Origin of the sequence: Escherichia sp. WS338 (assembly GCF_046486405.1) — a bacterium.
Classification (GTDB): Bacteria; Pseudomonadota; Gammaproteobacteria; order Enterobacterales; family Enterobacteriaceae; genus Escherichia; species Escherichia coli.
On record NZ_JBJQLL010000032.1, the window covers coordinates 17,273 to 37,210 of the forward strand.

The 19,938-nt window shown below is 43.2% G+C and carries 23 protein-coding genes and 3 pseudogenes; 14 read left to right on the forward strand and 12 right to left on the reverse strand.

Translation table 11 applies throughout. The features are described from left to right. Positions 1-1,521 precede the first annotated feature (1,521 nt). From ACJHWT_RS20500 to ACJHWT_RS20510, 3 genes are read right to left on the reverse strand one after another with little or no spacing between them, the layout of a single operon-like run. A complete protein-coding gene (locus ACJHWT_RS20500) occupies positions 1,522-2,064 on the reverse strand; it encodes a DUF1133 family protein (protein ID WP_053000474.1) in 543 nt (180 codons plus the stop codon). Continuing rightward, a complete protein-coding gene (locus ACJHWT_RS20505; protein WP_000228032.1) occupies positions 2,061-2,351 on the reverse strand; it encodes a DUF1364 domain-containing protein in 291 nt (96 codons plus the stop codon). The genes ACJHWT_RS20500 and ACJHWT_RS20505 overlap by 4 nt, the downstream gene beginning before the upstream one ends. Then, positions 2,351-2,950 carry a DUF1367 family protein gene (locus ACJHWT_RS20510; protein ID WP_000940344.1) on the reverse strand — a complete coding sequence of 200 codons (600 nt, stop codon included), beginning with the start codon at positions 2,948-2,950 and terminating at the stop codon, positions 2,351-2,353. Before ACJHWT_RS20510 ends, ACJHWT_RS20505 begins: the two co-directional genes overlap by 1 nt. 813 nt (positions 2,951-3,763) lie before the next feature. Here ACJHWT_RS20510 and ACJHWT_RS20515 point away from each other — a divergent pair. Continuing rightward, positions 3,764-4,102: a DUF1971 domain-containing protein gene (locus ACJHWT_RS20515; RefSeq protein ID WP_000149055.1), complete on the forward strand. Its 339-nt coding sequence runs from the start codon at positions 3,764-3,766 to the stop codon at positions 4,100-4,102. 519 nt (positions 4,103-4,621) lie between these two features. Here the strand turns inward: ACJHWT_RS20515 and ACJHWT_RS20520 are convergent. After that, positions 4,622-5,470: a hypothetical protein gene (locus ACJHWT_RS20520; protein WP_065203502.1), complete on the reverse strand. Its 849-nt coding sequence runs from the start codon at positions 5,468-5,470 to the stop codon at positions 4,622-4,624. Positions 5,471-5,566: 96 nt separating this feature from the next. Beyond that, entirely contained in the window at positions 5,567-5,914 is a 348-nt protein-coding gene (locus ACJHWT_RS20525) for a hypothetical protein (protein ID WP_065203501.1), read from the reverse strand. A gap of 456 nt (positions 5,915-6,370) precedes the next feature. Here ACJHWT_RS20525 and ACJHWT_RS20530 point away from each other — a divergent pair, with 456 nt between their 5' ends. Further along, positions 6,371-8,398, forward strand: a complete 2,028-nt coding sequence (locus tag ACJHWT_RS20530; RefSeq protein ID WP_065203500.1) for a hypothetical protein — start codon at positions 6,371-6,373, stop codon at positions 8,396-8,398. A 174-nt stretch (positions 8,399-8,572) separates the two neighbouring features. On the opposite strand, the pseudogene ACJHWT_RS20535 reads toward ACJHWT_RS20530, so the two are convergent. The 6 genes and pseudogenes from ACJHWT_RS20535 to ydaS all read right to left on the reverse strand — a co-directional run bounded on the left by ACJHWT_RS20535 (position 8,573) and on the right by ydaS (position 12,157). Beyond that, positions 8,573-8,992, reverse strand: a pseudogene (locus ACJHWT_RS20535) (DUF977 family protein). A gap of 16 nt (positions 8,993-9,008) precedes the next feature. After that, on the reverse strand, positions 9,009-9,770 hold the full coding sequence (locus tag ACJHWT_RS20540; RefSeq protein ID WP_065203499.1) for a DUF1627 domain-containing protein: 762 nt from the start codon (positions 9,768-9,770) through the stop codon (positions 9,009-9,011). 22 nt (positions 9,771-9,792) lie between these two features. Next, positions 9,793-10,539, reverse strand: coding sequence for an ATP-binding protein (locus tag ACJHWT_RS20545; protein WP_040088918.1), 747 nt, complete (start codon positions 10,537-10,539; stop codon positions 9,793-9,795). Between the two features lie 6 nt (positions 10,540-10,545). Beyond that, on the reverse strand, positions 10,546-11,403 hold the full coding sequence (locus ACJHWT_RS20550) for a YdaU family protein (protein ID WP_087900199.1): 858 nt from the start codon (positions 11,401-11,403) through the stop codon (positions 10,546-10,548). Positions 11,404-11,415: 12 nt separating this feature from the next. Next, positions 11,416-11,838: a toxin YdaT family protein gene (locus ACJHWT_RS20555; protein WP_000693797.1), complete on the reverse strand. Its 423-nt coding sequence runs from the start codon at positions 11,836-11,838 to the stop codon at positions 11,416-11,418. A 22-nt stretch (positions 11,839-11,860) separates the two neighbouring features. Continuing rightward, the gene (gene ydaS, locus ACJHWT_RS20560) at positions 11,861-12,157 is read right to left on the reverse strand and encodes a toxin YdaS (protein WP_000712069.1); all 297 of its coding nucleotides are present in this window, start codon (positions 12,155-12,157) and stop codon (positions 11,861-11,863) included. A 123-nt stretch (positions 12,158-12,280) separates the two neighbouring features. Here ydaS and racR point away from each other — a divergent pair, with 123 nt between their 5' ends. The 3 genes from racR (at position 12,281) to ACJHWT_RS20575 (ending at position 13,370) form a co-directional block, all read left to right on the forward strand. Continuing rightward, positions 12,281-12,757: a DNA-binding transcriptional repressor RacR gene (gene racR, locus ACJHWT_RS20565; protein WP_000948459.1), complete on the forward strand. Its 477-nt coding sequence runs from the start codon at positions 12,281-12,283 to the stop codon at positions 12,755-12,757. 312 nt (positions 12,758-13,069) lie between these two features. Continuing rightward, the gene (locus ACJHWT_RS20570; protein ID WP_000233809.1) at positions 13,070-13,204 is read left to right on the forward strand and encodes a phage protein; all 135 of its coding nucleotides are present in this window, start codon (positions 13,070-13,072) and stop codon (positions 13,202-13,204) included. Between the two features lie 10 nt (positions 13,205-13,214). Continuing rightward, positions 13,215-13,370 carry a YdaF family protein gene (locus ACJHWT_RS20575; protein WP_001169151.1) on the forward strand — a complete coding sequence of 52 codons (156 nt, stop codon included), beginning with the start codon at positions 13,215-13,217 and terminating at the stop codon, positions 13,368-13,370. Here ACJHWT_RS20575 and ACJHWT_RS20580 read toward each other — a convergent pair. Continuing rightward, positions 13,367-13,855, reverse strand: coding sequence for a superinfection exclusion B family protein (locus ACJHWT_RS20580; protein WP_065203375.1), 489 nt, complete (start codon positions 13,853-13,855; stop codon positions 13,367-13,369). The two genes, ACJHWT_RS20575 and ACJHWT_RS20580, sit on opposite strands and share 4 nt — an antisense overlap. 441 nt (positions 13,856-14,296) lie before the next feature. Here ACJHWT_RS20580 and kilR point away from each other — a divergent pair, with 441 nt between their 5' ends. The 9 genes and pseudogenes from kilR to ACJHWT_RS20625 all read left to right on the forward strand — a co-directional run. Then, a complete protein-coding gene (gene kilR / locus ACJHWT_RS20585) occupies positions 14,297-14,518 on the forward strand; it encodes a killing protein KilR (protein WP_000560217.1) in 222 nt (73 codons plus the stop codon). Continuing rightward, entirely contained in the window at positions 14,518-14,688 is a 171-nt protein-coding gene (locus tag ACJHWT_RS20590) for a YdaE family protein (protein ID WP_001352098.1), read from the forward strand. The genes kilR and ACJHWT_RS20590 overlap by 1 nt, the downstream gene beginning before the upstream one ends. Positions 14,689-14,762: 74 nt before the next feature. After that, positions 14,763-15,039 (forward strand): annotated as a pseudogene (locus ACJHWT_RS20595) (hypothetical protein). 101 nt (positions 15,040-15,140) lie between these two features. Then, the gene (gene recE / locus ACJHWT_RS20600; RefSeq protein ID WP_065203372.1) at positions 15,141-17,741 is read left to right on the forward strand and encodes an exodeoxyribonuclease VIII; all 2,601 of its coding nucleotides are present in this window, start codon (positions 15,141-15,143) and stop codon (positions 17,739-17,741) included. Continuing rightward, complete coding sequence (gene recT / locus ACJHWT_RS20605) at positions 17,734-18,543, forward strand: recombination protein RecT (protein ID WP_065203371.1); 810 nt, start codon at positions 17,734-17,736, stop codon at positions 18,541-18,543. Before recE ends, recT begins: the two co-directional genes overlap by 8 nt. Positions 18,544-18,599: 56 nt before the next feature. Beyond that, positions 18,600-18,794 (forward strand): type I toxin-antitoxin system endodeoxyribonuclease toxin RalR, encoded by a 195-nt coding sequence (gene ralR / locus ACJHWT_RS20610; RefSeq protein WP_042038331.1) that lies wholly within the window; start codon positions 18,600-18,602, stop codon positions 18,792-18,794. Then, positions 18,787-18,975: a DUF1187 family protein gene (locus ACJHWT_RS20615; RefSeq protein WP_001302840.1), complete on the forward strand. Its 189-nt coding sequence runs from the start codon at positions 18,787-18,789 to the stop codon at positions 18,973-18,975. The genes ralR and ACJHWT_RS20615 overlap by 8 nt, the downstream gene beginning before the upstream one ends. A 99-nt stretch (positions 18,976-19,074) precedes the next feature. Next, positions 19,075-19,290 (forward strand): excisionase XisR, encoded by a 216-nt coding sequence (gene xisR, locus ACJHWT_RS20620; RefSeq protein ID WP_000079604.1) that lies wholly within the window; start codon positions 19,075-19,077, stop codon positions 19,288-19,290. A gap of 1 nt (position 19,291) precedes the next feature. Then, a pseudogene (locus tag ACJHWT_RS20625) lies at positions 19,292-19,828 on the forward strand (Arm DNA-binding domain-containing protein); the annotation flags it as partial. Positions 19,829-19,938 lie beyond the last annotated feature (110 nt).

Consider the following 19,938-nt stretch of genomic DNA (forward strand, 5'->3'; position numbering starts at 1 on the left):
GCACATTTGTTAACATTTACACAAAGTCTGCGTGGGATATTCTGAAAGAATATCCATAATGTGGAGAGAATCTATTGAAGTGCATGGTGCCGGGTGCCTCCCGGTGAACAAAATGTTCGTGATACCTGTCGGCGACAGAAAAGGTTAATGGTATCACCCCACCGCACAGGGGGATTCACCATGCAGGAGTTTTCTTAGCAAACTCACTGCGCGCCCGGCAACTCCCAACCACATAAAATGCGGAGTTTGTGGCATTTGTGCATATAACTCGCAGGAATTATCTTAAAAAACTGATGTCGATCCGGATTAAAAAGAAGCAGGTCATCATCAGATGACTGGAAAAAAGGAAAACAAAAAATACTCATCATACAGTTTTGATTGCAGGGATGAGCCTGCTATGCACAATATGCAGAATATAAGCAAGATAAAAATATGCAGGCATATTATTTCGGATTTTGTTATTAACACAACCTTTTTAATAATCATTTGGCATACAATAAACCAGCCCAAAAAGAACCGCCTAAACAGGCGGTTGGTCAATACAAAGGATGCTTCGTCTTTATTATAGTAATCTGAGGCGTCGGGTGTCTTGTATCAGACAACATATTGTCCCGCTAAACAGCGAATTACAAACCACCCGGCGATGATCTCTCATCTCATTTTATATGAGTTGACGACATCAGGATAACGCATCATCATCCCCTGCCAAGGAATATCAAAACTCCCGCCAGCAATGTGTTATCACAATATTGTAAAAAAAACACAGCACCGAAACTATAACTGGTCTCTGTTATAATTTGGGGTAGCGATAAAGGAGCTCAGGAGACCTTTCCCCACGAAAAAACGCCAGTGCTGCAAAACCAGAGCCTCATCCACGTCATCAGCCTGGAAGGCTGAGGTAATAGCCATTATACGATACCCGCATATGGTACCAACTATCGCGCTCGAACAAATAAACTACTGATTAGATTTCAAATCATGAGCCATACCGACTAAACCAGATCTACATTAGTTCTTCGTGTCAGCTCTAATCAAACAATAAAAGCCGCTCTCCCCGGAACTGGCACCGATACTAAAAAGGAAGAAAAGGCACTTCAATCGTAATAATCCGAAAGTGGTTCCAGTTAGGTTAACTTATTTCCTGAGTTACATTTTTTATTAAAACAAACCGTCCTGAATTCCATCCACCATTTATTTCTGTCATTACAACAGGATAAAGAGCCTTAACCAAGATTCAGGCCGTGAAAACTGATAATATGCTAAAATAATCATAACAAGCCGCAGGATAAACTAACAAGTCGTGTAAAAGATGTGTATTCTGCGCAAGTTACACGCCAATATGCGAATTCTCCACTTAAGCAAGCAGAAAGACCAGTTGCCCAACTAGCAGCATTCTCCCCTGCTTTCCTGACGTAAAAAAACCGCATTAAGCGGTTTTTTTACGATGTCCATGTCTGCAATCCGCCTCGCGATACAGCTTTGCGAAGCATAGCAAAATTGAAGCAGTTTATACGTAAGAAATCAAGCCATTTTCTCAGCAAATGATTCACGCATGGGAATATATAGGGCATACTCAGCAACAGCTAACCAATTAGCAATCCGTTTTTCGCATGTGCTAAAACACCACTCTGGGTGTGCATCATTTAGCAATTCAGCCATTTTACGCTTAGTCATCCCCCGCCCTTCATAGCGTTGCCGGAGAATGCAAATCAATCCTGGATGCTCTGCCAGCACCTCACTTATGACTCGATCAATACATAACGCCTCTGCATCAGTACAATGCGCCAGCCAGCTCTTTTGCTTGCCGTTGATCATCTCTCGCAAAAACGCTTCCAGCTCAGCTTTCTCTATTCCCGCTTTTTTCATTCTGCGCAGGGCTTCATTGATGGCTGTTTTCGTCAATTTTTTGGATGCCAACAACTGATTGAACATATTTCCTGACCTGCCACCGCCAATATACGACCAGCGCCCCCACATACGCAGTTTGCCCTGAATCCAGACACTTTCCAGCGTGGCGAGACGAAGGTGTTCTCCGCTTTTTCCTGTATTCGTTGGGTAAATCACAAATATCCCTCCTTTCTCCAGATTTCTTGTGTGCGAAAAACACCTTCTGCATGCATCAGGCGTAATTCTTCTTTGGTGTAATCGCTGGTTTTTACCCGCCCGTCGATTAGATCGTGGCATGAGCTACAGGCAATCGCCGCCTGCATATCGTGTGGTTTTGTCGCTGTTCCGCACGTTCCCGCCAGTCGGTAATGCGCCAGCACAGACGTTTCCGGATCGTGATTGCAGTAGCCAGGAATTCTGACGGTGCACATCTGCCCCCGCGCCGCTTTACGTAAATCCACCATTACGCAAACTCCAGCAGCTGCGCGGTCACATTTTCGACTTGTTCCGGAGAGGAAAATTTACGGAACAGAATCCAGTTCCACAGCACATTCAGAACAGATTTATAAACCTGCTGAAACTCGGTTTCGTCCATATTCGCAAAAGCGATGGATTTCGCCCGACGCCCATGGCTACCATCAGGATAAAGATGCTCGGTGTAAAATCCGGCCTGAATGGTTACCCACTCGCGGAAAGCCTCAAACGACTTTAGCAATGCCGTATCCCGGGTTCTGCGTGTCGCAACTGTATTCAGATATTGCTCTGCGGCTTCGCTCAGAGCTGGCGTATGTTCCCGGCCTACTGATTCACATAGGTAATCAACGAATCCTGAAACCAGCTTTCGTTCGCGAGGCGTGATCGCCCCACCGACCGGAGTCCAGTAATCGAATCCCAGTTGCAGGAGTTTGAAAAAACGCTTGTGGAATGCGTAGTTACGCACACGCTTAAAGTCTGCGTGTATCCACTCGCCTATTTTGATTTGATGCAAAAAATCGCAACTCTCCGGCGTCGCCGGGAGAAGTAGTCCAGAAGAGGTTTGTTTGACCAGTTGTATATGCGCCATTTCTCAATCTCTCGATGGCGCAGCGCAGCAGATGCCAGTTGTTCAGGCTGACGAATAAAGTATAAATAAACTGGCTATGGTGTAAAGCCCCACATAGCATGAACAAACACTACATATCAAATAGCTGGTACAAGGATAGAAATACGACACTTATTATTAAAAACGATTAGATAAATTACATTTTAATGTTATGCAAAAGTTCTTTTTTATCATAACATTTCAATAAAAGCATTACAGATGCAATCATCCCGTCATCATCAATTATTTAAGGTGGTTAAACATGGGAAATAACAAGTTCGCACATCTCGCTCCTTTTTTATCCGTAATCCTTTTCGCTTGTTGTTTTATATGGGCATTATTTTTATAAAGTAGCCACATGATAAGTTGTTGGAATCATATTTCCCACTCAAGTCATTAACATTTGATAAGATATATCTAAAAGGACGCCTTTACATTATTTATGCGTATATAATTTATTTATATACACAGTAAAGGTATCCTGGGAGAATATTTATCGTTAAAAAATACATCATAAATAATTAAGCTGAAATTCCAGAACACAACTAATACACACAATAAGGTTCAGTAACAGTAATCTATGTGGACTACATCGAGATTTTTTGATTAAACTTTAATAACTTATTCCTAACACACAGAATGCATAAACTAAAAGTAAAACAAATAGTTATACGAAAAACAACCATATTTATTCTATCTTCTCCTCTAATCAACATATCAATTATGTGTTTCATAACAACTTGACATAACCCTCCAAAAGATGGATTTATAATGCATGTTTTGGAGGAGGTGGTTATGACACACAAGAGAATTCCTAAAGATTGGGTAATCAAACGCTCAACTCCGTTCTTCACAAAAGAGAACGTACCTTCAGCGTTATTAACACATCATAATACAGCAGCAGGTGTTTTTGGGCAGTTGTGCGTAATGGAAGGCACTGTAACATATTATGGTTTTACTGATGAGAATGCTACTGAACCGGAGATAAAAGTAGTCATTAATGCTGGCGCTTTTGCAACAAGCCCACCACAATACTGGCACCGTGTTGAACTAAGCGATGATGCTCAGTTTAATATTAACTTTTGGGTCGCTCCAGACTTCTCGGGCGAAAAAGTCTATAGCACCAAAAAATAGATGATCATATTAAAAATGCTTTAACAGTCAGACCCGGCAGGGCTATCCCCGACGGGTCTCATTTTTGTAAATATATTGGTTCTACATTGACAGGAGACTTCAACCATAAGAAGTAATCTGAATACTTGAGCAATAAATTTACTTAAGATTAATGAGCGCACCTTGCCGGACAAAGATAAGCCAAGGTAACACCTTTTTTCTAGCCAGTATGTAATCAATCAGAAAGGTGATCCATAAGAGCAATAGCAAGACAATAAATTGCCATTACAGCCGCAATAGCCAGCGCGCATTTGAGAACCAGCACCACAACCTCCTGTATTGGACCTACACCAGCCCTGATAAATATGATGCTGTCTCGTCAGTGATTCAATACAACGAATGGGTATAACTTCTCAGATTTTTTCTGTGGAAATGGGACACAGCAACCAGTCACCACCAGCACTTCTTTAAATACGCCAAGTCCGACGCAAGCTAACCTTCCAGTCCGCTTTGAGCGAGGAACTGACGTTAACACCTGAATCAGGTTGCACCGTAGGCGTCACCCGGATTTAATAGTGAGACAATATTTGGCACTTTATCTTTTATGGTTTTCCTGTACATATCGTAAGGATATAGTCCATTAAACTTCATATTTTTCATACCCGACAATGACTCTGTAACCGCATGAACAGCAACAGGCGAAAACTTGAATTTTGTTTCATTAAATTCTATCAATTGGGCAGGGAATATTTCTTGGATGATATTCATTTCGGATGCGCCATATTTAAGCATAAGATGCTTTGAAATTCCTTGAGCGTTCATTAGCATCCTGATTTCAGGGCTGATAATGTCCTCTATAGTTGATGTTGTTTTGACAGCATCTTTTACCATGATAATTTCAGGGATATAATTTTTTTTAGTACCTGTGTATAATTGTTGCTTCAAGCTGATATCCACTATAGAGAATGGTGGAGCAAATACCCAAGCATGTCCAGCAGTAAATTCACCGTGATCTGATGACCAGAAGTATGTTGTTTTTTCATTAGACTTTTGGGGGAAATCAATTGTGCAAGAGCCTTTAATGCAAGCACACCAAATACCTTTAAGTTCCAGTATGCGAGCAAGAATTCCTGATATATCCACACAAGCACCTTGACGACCATTATCTAAAAGCTGCTTGCTTAATATCTTTGCCACATCAAAAATTATACTCTCTGCCTTTTCTATATAATCATTAGAGTATGGCTTTTCTGCAACAAATTTTGCAAACTTAATCAAGTAGCTTGGATCTCGTTGCTCTTCCTTAATAAAGTTTGGATGATCATAAAAATCTGGTTTATCTGTAGGAATTCCTTTTTTATGAAATTCCTTTACTAATTCGCTGAACATAGATATTTACTCTGACTCACCTAACGTCGCTAAGACGTGCAGGTTTATAGTGGAGGCGAAGCTGTAACGGACAAACTGTCGCCGTGATTGGCATTTTTATACCTCATTTACTTTAACTTGAATATTGAGCCCTGCACTTTGGACTGATTGTTGTTGGTCCGCTTGTGATAGGAATTCACAGTTACATGGGTTGTTGATTCGGTTGACAGTATAACCTTGCTTTTTACTGTAGTTTTCCACCCAATAAAGCACATGAGTAAACGCAGCTTTGGAATCCTGAAACTGCTGCTGAAAAGTAACCATTGATGCAAAAGGTGGATTAAATTCAGAGTCGTAAACAAACACCTCTGTAAAAAAGGGGGCAGCCCCTGTTGGAGAAATAATATGTAGCTTATAGATAACTTTTTTATCTGTGTGGAAATCAACTTCTTGGATTGGAACCATCTAGGTTCTCCTTTTGGGCATAATGTTCGAAGCAAAGACGAACAATTTGTTTGTAGTAATTAGGCTATGCAGTAGATGAATCTTTTGTATGGTACACATTTCCCTAGCCATAATAATGTTTTGGATTATAGGTAAATGTGACCTGTCCCTCATTATTAGATACATATCTCAACTAGCAATGTCGTGTTGTTGACCCTGCCTCCTCTGGCTAAGACAAGTCGCTGCACCAACTTCCGCTCGTAGCAAGGAGCGTGCAGAAATCAAGGTCACAAGGTCCGCTGTGTGTGAGGAGCGGAAGTTCGAAGTTGCGGTCTAAATTTCATAGATTACGCTAGTAGTTTCTTCATCTACAACGTTATAATATTCCCCTTAAGACAAGCATTAGGACGAATAAAGAATGAACCAGATGTACTGGCTTGCATATATGGATTTAATTAATCAAGGAAATTAATTGTTATGAGTGATCAATTTATTAGCAAAATTATTAAGGGTAAAATCAAATCACCAACACGTGCTGATTTTAATCTTGAGAAATGGAATGAGGGGTGGACTAAGGTTGAATTAAATTCTTCTGCGAGAGATAAAAAAGTCTATACAATGGGTATAATCATCTATAGTGTGCTGAAGGATATTAGAGAGGCGTTAGCAGATTTGTATAGACGGGCACCTAAAACAAACTATGAAAAACTAATGATCTCTTATATTGCAAGCTCCAATAGAACATCAGCCGTTGCTCTTAAACTTGCAAAAAAGACAACAACTACAAATGTTAATGGCATATTGCTTGAAGCAAATAAACTAGGGAATAAACAAAGCTTAGGAGAGATCGTTCATGGAGCTGTCGATGGCTTCCAGTTTGCCATAAGAGAATGCCTAAGAGGTATAGAAAAAAATAGTCAAATAATAATTTCCACTAATCCAATCGATGAATTGTCTTTCATCCAACAAGAAAGTTGGTTATCTCAGTTATATAATACTTACATCCATCTTTGGCAATGCGTTTTATGGAGTGATTATAATTTAATCGAAGTTGAGTCTGAACATAAAACATTCAAAATAGAGCAACCAAACACACCGTTTGAAATTGCATTTAATAACAGCAGTCAACGAAAAGAAAGACTTTCTGTCCAACGGACACTCATCGCATCCCAACCTGATATAGCTCAGTATTTTGATAGCGATAAATATATTTTTATTACTCGTGAGAATAAAAAAAGAGTGGCAAAGGTTGCATCTATTAGAAATGCAAAGAAAGAATTAATAACAATAAATGCACAATGGAGAGTGGAAGAAAAACATCTTGAAGACTATTTTCCCAAAGAATGGTTACGTTACGATTTTGGTAAAGGTTTTTGCTTGTTAGAAGTATTGAATGTAATGAGAGTATTGATGCTCATCGCAAATATTGAGACTGAAAAATATCCAGAAGATGATAGTGTATTTAATGTTAATAAATTAAGGGAGTTTTGCCCAACCGTTCAAACAAGTTCATTAGAACGCGCCTTGTGCGAAGCAACAGAAATGAGCGTGGTTAAAGTTACTAAAATTCTTGATTTTTTGACATTCAACTCCTCTCCAACTGGAGATATCTGGTGTCAACCTTTGATAAAATTAAAGAAAAATAAGTATGCATTATTGACTAGTGCATTAAACGCGCCGGTGATGTTTAGGCTTATTGAACGTTGGGCATGTCATTTTAATATTAATCTCGCTGGAAAAGGAACGACTTACGAAACAAAAGTTGTAGATAAAATAAACCGTGTTCTCGGAACCAATACTTTTATAACTGACTATGACAAAGCGGTATCTAAAAGAATCAAGATAAACTCCATTGAGGAAGAAATTGATTTATTATCAAGGATAGATGATATGATTTTGATTGGTGAAGCAAAGTCTATAGTTACGACTGATTCAGAAATATCTAAGTACCGGACATCTGAAATACTTCAGCATGCAGGAGAACAGGTTGTAAGGAAAACAGAATTTATAAAAAATAATATAGAGTTTATTTTTGAAAGGTTAGGTTGGAATTATGACAAAAATAAGAATTATAATTTTGCAGGATTTATAATTAACAGCAGCCAGATATTTGTTGGATATTCCTTTAATTCAATACCAGTGATTGATGAGAAAATACTTCTAGCCTACTTTGCCTCAAACGAGATAAATTTGCTAACCGTAATTTCACAAAATGGATTTAACCCTATTGCCTGGTACAGGCTATATAACAATATTGATGAATTAAAAGGCAACTTTAAAAAATATATAGCAAATCCACCACAACTGCATGCCAACACTAAGCGTTACGAGTATAATGAAATAAAATTTCCGCATATAAATAGTGAGTCTTATAAAATCTCTAAAAAATATCTTGTATTTAAACCAGGTGCTCTGCTTGCGCCCATGGAGCAGGAACATAGCTTCCCAGTAATCAAATCAGTAGATTACGATTCGGAGGTTATGACTATTAACATGAGTCTTTGATTTTAGTTATATTACTTTTTTGTATTGGCGATGTAATTAACAGCATGTTATCATCGCCATTTCTATCAGGAAAGCAATGACCGTTGTCGGCACAAAACTGACAACCATGCTAGCTCTACCCTGTGCCATGAAAATGTCAATTCACATATGAATTAATGGTCTTTAATCTCGTCACTACAATAAATACCGAACATCTCCCTGATAAAACGACAATATGCGCTTCATAACTTCTCTTTTACGGCACTCACTACAAATTATATTATGACGCCTGTCGTAACGACGTATTTCTCCGTCAGATAACGAGCAGATAAGGTCAGGAGCAACCATAACCGGTTCCTTCGACTTTGCCCTCGAGAGTTTTTTGCTGGCGTTTTGCTAGTCTTTACGTGCCTGCTCAGACGGGAATAACCCGTAGCCAGAGTTGTATACGTCACCACTCGAAACCAGCTCTTTGGCGAGAATACTTATCAGATATCTGGTTGCCCCTGTTTTAGCTTCCAGTTGTCGTAACGTCTCTCGCTCACTCTGGCGTACGAGATCAACAATCTGCCCTTTAATTTTTTCTCGCTCTTCCTGTGTTAATACTTTTGCCATAAGCCCTCCCCTAGAATCACTTTTCCGACACAATACGACTGGAGGAATCGACAATCTGACGGACAATATCATGGTGCTTGTTCAGCTCACGCAGCGCGGCGCAGACTCGCTCCCACTTCTGGACATGACTTTTCGCCCGACGCAGTTCGCGGTTTGCCATATGCAGCGATGGTAAAACCAGGTCATCTGCTCGCGTTTCAGTGAACGATGGCAGCGGCTGCACAATGTCCGCCACAGTTTCTGTTTTAATTTCTTCCTGTATTGCAGCCTCCTGTACTGGTAAAACAACACATGCAGGCTGAGGAAAGGCTTTACCATCAGTTTCCGCTACCGATGCAGCTTTCGGCTCTGCTGGTAAATTACCGCCCGGCATGCAGTAACGAAATTTACCGTTTTGATTTACGCGAATCAGGCGTCCTTTGCTGATTGCCATTGCCAGCGTTGAAGCAACTTTGCGGGATGTGGTACCGAACAGCGTAGCCAGTTCATCCGCCGTTTGTGGTCCGCGTTGTTCAATCGTCGCGGTTAAATCGCACTCTGAGATTTTCGCTACTGTTGCCGTGGCGATTTCTTCCGGCTGTTCTTCCGGCACTGGATGTTCCTGCTGAACGTTGTTATCGGCCACACGCCAGGTGTATACGCTTTTATCAACGAATCCAGCCTTTTTCAGTTCCCACAGCTCGTTCAGCACTTCTTCACGACTGATATCAAGTCGCGCAGCCAGTTCTACCGACGTGGCTTTTCCCATTGCTTTCAGTGCATCAAAAACGGTTTCCATTAAAATTTCCTCCCGGTAAAAATCACTTCGCAATTCCTGGCTGGACGACATTCGGACGCCAGCTCTCCCAGTTAAAATTCACCCATCGCCCGCCGTTCATGGTCATGCGATCCATAATCCGCTCGCCGAGCAATGTTTTCATGGCCTCATAGTTCAGGTTTGTCAGCATCCCCACGCTGCGCATCGACGCTGTCCGGCGATCAACAATCTGGTGCAGTACCACCTGCTCGTTTTTCGTCTCGCGCTGAATGCCAATTTCATCAAGAACCAGCAGATCCACTTCGCACAGTTCCCGCAAAAATTTTTCGCCTGACTGCCCATCGTCATAGCTGGCGTGCAGGGCACTCATAACATCAGCCACGGTAACCACAATCACTGTCTGACCGTCTTTCAGCAGGCGATTCCCGATCGCTGCCGCTAAGTGGTTCTTCCCGGTACCAGGTTTTCCGCTAAACGCGAAATTTGTGCATCCGGTAACCAGTTCATCAGCGATAGATTTCGCCTGGTTCAACGCGTATCGCTGACCGTCGTTCTGCACCTGGTAATTCGCAAACGAGCATTTGCGGTGCAATGGCTGGATGCCAGAGCGATTCAGAATTTTTTCCACCCGCAACTGACGATTCTGACGGTTGATCTCCTCACAACGTTTCTGGCCTTCGGAAAGTTGCCACTCGCGCCACTCCGCTACCGTTTTGAATGGGGCGGTTACATGTGGCGGGGCCAGTCTGCGGATACGTTCAAGAACGCCGCCTGCCGCAATATTTTTCATGGTCAGTTACCCCCTGAAGCCTGGCGGGATCGCACTATCCGGTAACGAGACGGTGTTAACCTGTCGGAGTAACGTCTCAGGTCGAACACCTTTTGGCGCGAACAAGCCCTGGTATTCATTGGTGATGCTGTGTCGAATCACCTGCTCAGGTGAAAAACCCTGCTGGCGGAATTTTTCCAGCTCCCGTATCGCCCCGTTAGCGCCCTGCTCCGTTCGAATCGGTTTACGCAATGCCTGGCGAAATTCAACCCACTCACGCCAGAGCGAGACAGAAATCCAGTTCGGCAAAGCAATATCCAGAGGGTCAAACTTTTTGACACCTCGATTCCCCCGGGGGGGATTTAGGGGGGGATCTGTTTTTAGATCTTTATCTGTATCTTTATTAGTTGCCTTTGTGTTGGCATCATGTTCAAACACCACTTCAACATCTGTTTGAACACCTGTTAAATTTCTCTCTTGTTTTGTTTGAACATCTGCTTCCTTTCTGCTTCTTCTGGCCTGAACAGATGCTTTTCCTGCGGCTGATTTTTTGGTTAATTTTTCCCTGACTGATGCCAGATCTTCCTCAATCCGAAGATGCACCCATTCCTCGCCGTTATCGCAAAAAAACTCCCGCAAGGATGGTTCAACATCAGCCCATCGCTCGTTAGTCAGACGGGCAATTTTTGCCAGCCTGTTTTTGGGTATTGGCTTTCCTGTTTGCCAGTAATTGAACATCAGCAACAAATACGCACCGTGCTCCTCTGCTGACAAATGCATGGTGTCAGCCAGATAATCAGCTATGTACAGTTGCATGTATGGTAATGCGGCCATAATTGCCCCGTATGATGCTGCCCGGTTGCTTAGAATAAGCACAAACAGCATGAAAACTTTTGCTTAATGAACAATGACAGAATCGTCGGAAGACCCGCCGCCGCTGAAATGCGCTTTCCGGTAAACGGCTTGGACTGCATCATCATGCGCATCAATTGCCGTACTTAACGCTTCCTGCGCCGCCAGTAATGCACGGCGCTCCAGGGTATCGAAGATGCAGAGTCGGTGACGCAGCTCGCGCGGAAGGATTGCCAGAATTGCTGGGATCAGCTTCTGAATTTTTTCTCTTTGCGTTTTCGTTTCACCTTTCAACCAACGGTGATAGATATTCTGCTGATTGTTCCAGTCCTTGCCTGGAACCAGGGGCAATTCGCCGCCCCCCTGGCGCAGATATTCTTCAGTAATTGCATTGGCTACCCATGCCTGCCCTTTTTCGGCTGCCAGGGCAAACAACACTGATTCGATGTGCTCATGCTTGATTTTCATGAATCATTTGCCTCTTGATGTTTCAGGTATGATCAAATGAGGATTTGTTACTGTCATTTAGTTGCTTCACTGACATATTCTGCGAACAACATGCCGAACGTCGTAAATATGACCAGTCAATATCAGGACGAAGTTCTTCGCACAGAACCTCACCTCTTGTTGCACGTTCAATTGCTGGACATCTCTCGGCAGGCAATTGACGTACCCCTTTGATCCATTGATTTACGCTTGGAGGTGATACACCTAAAAGCCTAGCCATTGCTGATTGCCCACCGACAACAGCACAAGCTTGCTTGAATGAATAGTTCTCTTTTTTCATCGAATGAACTCCAAAAACACACAGAAATATTAGGCTACGCCTAACACAAATGTCAATAGGCTATGCCTAATGCGATAAGGGTAGGGATTGCCTAATGTAATGCGCATAGGAGAATATTAAGCAATGCTTAGTGGTAAAGACTTAGGCCGAGCGATAGAGCAGGCCATTAACAAAAAAATCGCATCGGGATCCGTCAAATCAAAGGCGGAGGTCGCACGCCACTTCAAAGTCCAACCACCATCAATTTATGACTGGATTAAGAAAGGCTCTATAAGTAAAGATAAACTTCCAGAATTATGGCGTTTCTTTTCTGATGTTGTTGGTCCAGAGCATTGGGGGCTTAACGAATACCCCATACCAACCCCCACCAATTCAGATACAAAAAGTGAACTTTTAGATATAAACAACCTTTATCAAGCAGCCTCTGATGAAATAAGAGCGATTGTAGCTTTCCTGTTATCTGGAAATGCTACAGAACCAGATTGGGTTGACCACGATGTTCGCGCCTACATAGCAGCGATGGAAATGAAAGTGGGTAAGTATCTGAAAGCTCTAGAATCTGAACGGAAAAGCCAGAACATCACAAAAACTGGAACTTAAACTTATATGGTCTGACGGAAAACTCCTGGATTCCGTTATTTAACCCCCCCCATCACTTTCTGCTGTCGCCATCACCTATTAGGTTACTCCCAAAACATTAGGCATAGCCTATTGACAATCAATTAGGCATTACCTATAGTTCCAGCATACCACCCACCCCGCCCCACAGAACGCCGGGCAATACTTCGAGTTACCAGGCAGTGGTAAGGGGTTAAGTAGCCAGCCCGAGGCGTATGAACATGACGGCAGGGTTCAGATTTTGCAGTGCAGCAGGTTTCAGTTCCGCCACCCGGCGTTAAGGGGAGAGATAAGATGGTGCATTACGAAGTAGTTCAGTATTTGATGGATTGTTGCGGTATCACTTACAACCAGGCTGTGCAGGCTTTACGCAGCAACGACTGGGATCTCTGGCAGGCAGAAGTCGCTATACGTAGCAACAAGATGTGAGATTCGCAAAATGCAAAAAATCGACCTCGGCAACAACGAATCCCTGGTGTGCGGCGTGTTCCCCAACCAGGATGGAACGTTCACTGCCATGACGTATACCAAAAGCAAAACATTTAAAACCGAAACTGGTGCGCGCCGATGGTTGGAGAAGCACACAGTAAGCTAACGATTAAAACGTCTACTCCTGCTGTTCCAGAATAACTTCATAAAATGGGAGTATTTTTCGGTGACGAGATAATAAGAACAGTTTGCGCTATCACTCTGATGTTGAATGATGCCCTTCCGTTCTAATTTTTTCATAACCGGGTTACGGCAAGGAGAAGTGATAATAAGATTTCCTGTTTTAAGGAAATCTTTAAATACAGCGATTTCTTTCTCAGATAAACGAAGCAATACTCGTTGCTCTGGTAGTAATGAATAATGCTTTTGAATATGTGCTCGCAATCTTGAGAAGGAAATGGCGACCACGAAAGAAAAGGCAAAAACGATAATCTGAAAGAGCCAAGGTATTTCAGTATAAGCATTGAATGCGACAGTAAACTCTTTCGGTATCAGCCAGAGAGTGAGACCCAAAATGATAATCGTATACATAAGTCTTTCGAGTGGCTCGTTAGCAAAAAGTTTCAACAATGGAGTAAATACATCCAACATATCAATAACTCTCAACTGTAAGGGTATTGAAATGTTAACACAAGCTCTCGCTGTAGGGGTATAGCCGAGACCACCGAAGCCCGGAGGTGGTGAAATAAAACCGGGCACAACACGAAGGCGCATTTCCGATATCCATAAAGAGTCGGTCTTGTCTGTTAAATTTAAATGGTGGGAGTGCGCCTCCGGTTGTAAATAACGACATTGCTGTGTGTAGTCCTGGCGGCATCAGTTTTTTTCTTGAAGTTCGGCTGATGTCCGCCCTTTTTAAAGTGAATTTTGTGATGCGGTGAATGCGGCTAAGCGCACGTGGCACAGTTAAAAGTCATGTTAGTCCTTATTGGTTTGGGTGGGAAAGCCGACTGTAATTGTTAACTGGTTGCAGTCACCTGGAGTCACCAGGCACCGCATCAACAAAGTTCATTTGTAAAAATGGAGATAATTATGATTGCACATCACTTCGGAACTGATGAAATACCACGTCAGTGTGTGACTCCTGGCGATTATGTTCTTCATGAAGGCCGGACATATATTGCCTCGGCAAACAATATTAAAAAGCGAAAACTATATATTCGTAACCTGGCCACAAAAACATGCATTACTGACCGCATGATTAAAGTCTTCCTCGGTCGTGATGGTTTACCTGTAAAGGCGGAGTCATGGTGATGACTAAGAAAATAAAATGTGCTTACCACCTTTGCAAAAAAGACGTTGAAGAAAGCAAAGCTATTGAAAGAATGCTTCACTTCATGCACGGGATTTTATCAAAAGACGAACCGAGAAAATATTGCAGTGAAGCTTGTGCCGAAAAAGACCAGATGGCACATGAACTTTAATTAATTGACTATTCGAAACTGAATTTATGCCAGAAATGGCAGGTATTCGCTCAACCTTAATTAAGGAGAAAAACATGATTACCAATTATGAAGCCACTGTTGTAACTACCGATGACATTGTTCACGAGGTGAATCTGGAAGGAAAGCGCATTGGCTACGTAATTAAAACAGAAAATAAAGAAACCCCATTCACTATGGTTGATATCGATGGTCCATCAGGCAACGTAAAAACACTTGATGAAGGTGTCAAAAAAATGTGCCTGGTGCATATCGGAAAGAATCTGCCCGCAGAAAAAAAAAGCCGAATTTCTGGCAACTCTAATTGCAATGAAATTAAAAGGTGAAATCTGAAAGAAATAGCCTGCGTATGGCGCAGGCTATGAACAGTGTGTATCCGGCAAGATCATTCACTGAACAAAACGAATTTTAATCTGAGTTGAGGTTAAAAAACAATGAGCACAAAACCACTCTTCCTGTTACGGAAAGCGAAAAAATCATCCGGTGAACCTGACGTCGTCCTGTGGGCAAGCAACGATTTTGAATCGACCTGTGCCACTCTGGACTACCTGATCGTTAAGTCAGGTAAAAAACTGAGCAGCTATTTTAAAGCTGTTGCCACGAATTTTCCTGTCGTTAATGACCTGCCCGCTGAAGGTGAGATCGATTTCACCTGGAGTGAACGCTATCAACTCAGCAAAGACTCCATGACATGGGAACTAAAACCGGGAGCAGCACCAGACAACGCTCACTATCAAGGCAATACCAACGTCAACGGCGAAGACATGACTGAGATTGAGGAGAATATGCTACTCCCAATTTCTGGCCAGGAACTGCCCATTCGTTGGCTTGCTCAACACGGCAGCGAAAAACCGGTAACGCACGTTTCACGCGACGGACTCCAGGCATTACACATTGCTCGGGCTGAAGAACTACCGGCTGTTACTGCCCTGGCTGTTTCCCACAAAACCAGCCTGCTCGACCCGCTGGAAATTCGCGAACTCCACAAACTGGTTCGTGACACTGACAAAGTTTTCCCTAATCCTGGTAATTCAAACCTGGGACTGATAACTGCTTTTTTCGAAGCATACCTGAACGCTGACTACACCGATCGAGGACTGCTGACAAAAGAGTGGATGAAGGGTAATCGTGTTTCACACATCACTCGCACGGCTTCCGGTGCTAATGCTGGCGGCGGAAACCTCACCGATCGCGGCGAAGGTTTCGTACACGATCTGACGTCACTGGCGCGCGACGTAGCCACTGGCGTACTGGCCCGTTCAATGGATCTGGACATCTATAACCTTCATCCGGCACACGCTAAACGCATTGAGGAAATTATCGCTGAAAATAAACCGCCCTTTTCTGTTTTCCGCGACAAATTCATCACCATGCCTGGCGGGCTGGATTATTCCCGCGCCATCGTGGTTGCGTCCGTAAAAGAAGCACCAATTGGGATCGAGGTCATCCCCGCGCACGTCACTGAATATCTGAACAAAGTACTGACTGAAACCGATCATGCCAACCCTGATCCGGAAATCGTGGATATTGCCTGCGGTCGCTCCTCTGCCCCGATGCCGCAGCGAGTAACAGAAGAAGGAAAACAGGATGATGAAGAAAAACCGCAACCATCTGGAACAACGGCAGTTGAACAGGGAGAGGCTGAAACAATGGAACCGGACGCAACTGAACATCATCAGGACACGCAGCCGCTGGATGCTCAGTCACAGGTAAATTCTGTTGATGCGAAATATCAGGAACTGCGGGCAGAACTCCATGAAGCCCGGAAAAACATTCCATCAAAAGATCCTGTCGATGCCGATAAATTGCTTGCTGCATTACGTGGTGAATTTGTTGACGGAATTAGCGACCCGAACGATCCGAAATGGGTAAAGGGGATCCAGACTCGCGATTGTGTGTACCAGAACCAGCCAGAAACGGAAAAAACCAGCCCGGATATGAATCAACCTGAGCCAGTAGTGCAACAGGAACCGGAAATAGCCTGCAATGTCTGCGGCCAGACTGGCTGGGATAACTGCCCTGACTGTGGTGCGGTGATGGGCGACGCAACATACCAGGAAACATTCGATGAAGAGAGTCAGGTTGAAGCTAAGGAAAATGATCCGGAGGAAATGGAAGGCGCTGAACATCCGCACAATGAGAATGCTGGCAGCGATCCGCATCGCGATTGCAGTGATGAAACTGGCGAAGTCGCAGATCCCGTAATCGTAGAAGACATAGAGCCAGGTATTTATTACGGAATTTCGAATGAGAATTACCACGCGGGTCCCGGTGTCAGTAAGTCTCAGCTCGATGACATTGCTGATACTCCGGCACTATATTTGTGGCGTAAAAATGCCCCCGTGGACACCACAAAGACAAAAACGCTCGATTTAGGAACCGCTTTCCACTGCCGGGTACTTGAACCGGAAGAATTCAGTAACCGCTTTATCGTAGCACCTGAATTTAACCGCCGTACAAACGCCGGAAAAGAAGAAGAGAAAGCGTTTCTGATGGAATGCGCAAGCACAGGAAAAACAGTTATCACTGCGGAAGAAGGCCGGAAAATTGAACTCATGTATCAAAGCGTTATGGCTTTGCCGCTGGGGCAATGGCTTGTTGAAAGCGCCGGACACGCTGAATCATCAATTTACTGGGAAGATCCTGAAACAGGAATTTTGTGTCGGTGCCGTCCGGACAAAATTATCCCTGAATTTCACTGGATCATGGACGTGAAAACTACGGCGGATATTCAACGATTCAAAACCGCTTATTACGACTACCGCTATCACGTTCAGGATGCATTCTACAGTGACGGTTATGAAGCACAGTTTGGAGTGCAGCCAACTTTCGTTTTTCTGGTTGCCAGCACAACTATTGAATGCGGACGTTATCCGGTTGAAATTTTCATGATGGGCGAAGAAGCAAAACTGGCAGGTCAACAGGAATATCACCGCAATCTGCGAACCCTGTCTGACTGCCTGAATACCGATGAATGGCCAGCTATTAAGACATTATCACTGCCCCGCTGGGCTAAGGAATATGCAAATGACTAAGCAACCACCAATCGCAAAAGCCGATCTGCAAAAAACTCAGGGAAACCGTGCACCAGCAGCAGTTAAAAATAGCGACGTGATTAGTTTTATTAACCAGCCATCAATGAAAGAGCAACTGGCAGCAGCTCTTCCACGCCATATGACGGCTGAACGTATGATCCGTCTCGCCACCACAGAAATTCGTAAAGTTCCGGCGTTAGGAAACTGTGACACTATGAGTTTTGTCAGTGCGATCGTACAGTGTTCACAGCTCGGACTTGAGCCAGGTAGCGCCCTCGGTCATGCATATTTACTGCCTTTTGGTAATAAAAACGAAAAGAGCGGTAAAAAGAACGTTCAGCTAATCATTGGCTATCGCGGCATGATTGATCTGGCTCGCCGTTCTGGTCAAATCGCCAGCCTGTCAGCCCGTGTTGTCCGTGAAGGTGACGAGTTTAGCTTCGAATTTGGCCTTGATGAAAAGTTAATACACCGCCCGGGAGAAAACGAAGATGCCCCGGTTACCCACGTCTATGCTGTCGCAAGACTGAAAGACGGAGGTACTCAGTTTGAAGTTATGACGCGCAAACAGATTGAGCTGGTGCGCAGCCTGAGTAAAGCTGGTAATAACGGGCCGTGGGTAACTCACTGGGAAGAAATGGCAAAGAAAACGGCTATTCGTCGCCTGTTCAAATATCTGCCCGTATCAATTGAGATCCAGCGTGCAGTATCAATGGATGAAAAGGAACCACTGACAATCGATCCTGCAGATTCCTCTGTATTAACAGGGGAATACAGTGTAATCGATAATTCAGAGGAATAATTCAGCCTGGCGGTGTAATGCACCGCCAACTTGAAATATTTTTTATGAGAAAAATTATGAGATATGACAATGTTAAACCATGTCCATTTTGTGGTTGTCCATCAGTAACGGTGAAAGTCATTTCAGGATATTACCGAGCGAAGTGTAACGGATGCGAATCCCGAACCGGTTATGGTGGAAGTGAAAAAGAAGCACTCGAAAGATGGAATAAACGAACCACTGGAAATAATAACGGAGGTGTTCATGTATAAAATTACCGCCACTATTGAAAAGGAAGGTGGCACTCCTACTAACTGGACAAGATATTCAAAATCTAAACTAACGAAATCAGAATGCGAAAAAATGCTCTCAGGTAAAAAAGAAGCAGGCGTTTCCAGAGAGCAGAAAGTAAAACTGATAAATTTTAATTGCGAGAAACTTCAGTCCTCGTGAATTGCATTGTATTCAAATTAAAACTTCATAGCTGATTATTAATAATCAACATCGGGCGTCAATTTCAGTCTAACATTGGCGCCTGCCAGAGGTGATGCGATGGCACAAGTAATCTTTAATGAAGAGTGGATGGTTGAATACGGCCTGATGCTTCGCACTGGTCTGGGGGCCAGACAAATTGAAGCATACCGCCAGAACTGTTGGGTGGAGGGCTTCCACTTCAAACGAGTATCTCCTTTAGGTAAGCCAGACAGCAAACGAGGGATTATCTGGTACAACTATCCAAAGATAAATCAGTTTATCAAAGACTCATGATATGTCTAAATTACCAACAGGTGTCGAGATTAGAGGTAGATACATTCGCATCTGGTTCATGTTTCGAGGAAAACGATGTCGGGAAACATTAAAAGGCTGGGAGATTACAAACAGTAATATTAAAAAGGCCGGAAATTTAAGAGCGCTGATAGTTCATGAAATAAACTCCGGTGAATTTGAGTATTTAAGACGTTTTCCCCAGTCCAGCACTGGGGCAAAAATGGTGACAACGAGAGTCATAAAAACGTTCGGAGAGCTTTGTGATATCTGGACAAAAATTAAAGAGACAGAGTTAACAACAAACACAATGAAGAAAACGAAATCACAATTAAAAACACTCAGAATAATAATTTGTGAAAGTACCCCGATATCACATATTCGTTATAGCGATATCTTAAACTACCGGAATGAACTGCTGCATGGAGAAACGCTTTACCTGGATAATCCAAGATCCAACAAAAAAGGAAGAACCGTGCGCACAGTTGATAACTATATCGCCCTGCTCTGTTCGCTGTTGCGTTTTGCGTATCAGTCGGGTGAACCGCCCCGGGTTTCCTGGAGAGTGTTTTATCTGTGAACTCAGGCTGCCAGATCATCGTTTCCGATGGAAGCATAATAAGCTTTTTCTGCTTCTGCCGGAGGAGTATG

Bases quoted from the DNA above. Each gene is read 5' to 3' on its own strand.
- racR (WP_000948459.1), top strand. From the start codon at position 12,281: ATGCTTAGTGGTAAAGACTTAGGCCGAGCGATAGAGCAGGCCATTAAC.
- ACJHWT_RS20510 (WP_000940344.1), bottom strand. From the start codon at position 2,950: ATGGCGCATATACAACTGGTCAAACAAACCTCTTCTGGACTACTTCTC.
- recT (WP_065203371.1), top strand. From the start codon at position 17,734: ATGACTAAGCAACCACCAATCGCAAAAGCCGATCTGCAAAAAACTCAG.
- xisR (WP_000079604.1), top strand. From the start codon at position 19,075: ATGGCACAAGTAATCTTTAATGAAGAGTGGATGGTTGAATACGGCCTG.
- ACJHWT_RS20515 (WP_000149055.1), top strand. From the start codon at position 3,764: ATGACACACAAGAGAATTCCTAAAGATTGGGTAATCAAACGCTCAACT.
- ACJHWT_RS20575 (WP_001169151.1), top strand. From the start codon at position 13,215: ATGCAAAAAATCGACCTCGGCAACAACGAATCCCTGGTGTGCGGCGTG.
- ACJHWT_RS20540 (WP_065203499.1), bottom strand. From the start codon at position 9,770: ATGGAAACCGTTTTTGATGCACTGAAAGCAATGGGAAAAGCCACGTCG.
- ACJHWT_RS20550 (WP_087900199.1), bottom strand. From the start codon at position 11,403: ATGCTGTTTGTGCTTATTCTAAGCAACCGGGCAGCATCATACGGGGCA.
- ACJHWT_RS20570 (WP_000233809.1), top strand. From the start codon at position 13,070: ATGGTGCATTACGAAGTAGTTCAGTATTTGATGGATTGTTGCGGTATC.
- kilR (WP_000560217.1), top strand. From the start codon at position 14,297: ATGATTGCACATCACTTCGGAACTGATGAAATACCACGTCAGTGTGTG.
- ACJHWT_RS20545 (WP_040088918.1), bottom strand. From the start codon at position 10,539: ATGAAAAATATTGCGGCAGGCGGCGTTCTTGAACGTATCCGCAGACTG.
- ACJHWT_RS20590 (WP_001352098.1), top strand. From the start codon at position 14,518: ATGACTAAGAAAATAAAATGTGCTTACCACCTTTGCAAAAAAGACGTT.
- recE (WP_065203372.1), top strand. From the start codon at position 15,141: ATGAGCACAAAACCACTCTTCCTGTTACGGAAAGCGAAAAAATCATCC.
- ydaS (WP_000712069.1), bottom strand. From the start codon at position 12,157: ATGAAAAAAGAGAACTATTCATTCAAGCAAGCTTGTGCTGTTGTCGGT.
- ACJHWT_RS20525 (WP_065203501.1), bottom strand. From the start codon at position 5,914: ATGGTTCCAATCCAAGAAGTTGATTTCCACACAGATAAAAAAGTTATC.
- ACJHWT_RS20615 (WP_001302840.1), top strand. From the start codon at position 18,787: ATGTATAAAATTACCGCCACTATTGAAAAGGAAGGTGGCACTCCTACT.
- ACJHWT_RS20530 (WP_065203500.1), top strand. From the start codon at position 6,371: ATGAGTGATCAATTTATTAGCAAAATTATTAAGGGTAAAATCAAATCA.
- ACJHWT_RS20580 (WP_065203375.1), bottom strand. From the start codon at position 13,855: ATGTTGGATGTATTTACTCCATTGTTGAAACTTTTTGCTAACGAGCCA.
- ACJHWT_RS20555 (WP_000693797.1), bottom strand. From the start codon at position 11,838: ATGAAAATCAAGCATGAGCACATCGAATCAGTGTTGTTTGCCCTGGCA.
- ACJHWT_RS20520 (WP_065203502.1), bottom strand. From the start codon at position 5,470: ATGTTCAGCGAATTAGTAAAGGAATTTCATAAAAAAGGAATTCCTACA.
- ralR (WP_042038331.1), top strand. From the start codon at position 18,600: ATGAGATATGACAATGTTAAACCATGTCCATTTTGTGGTTGTCCATCA.
- ACJHWT_RS20505 (WP_000228032.1), bottom strand. From the start codon at position 2,351: ATGGTGGATTTACGTAAAGCGGCGCGGGGGCAGATGTGCACCGTCAGA.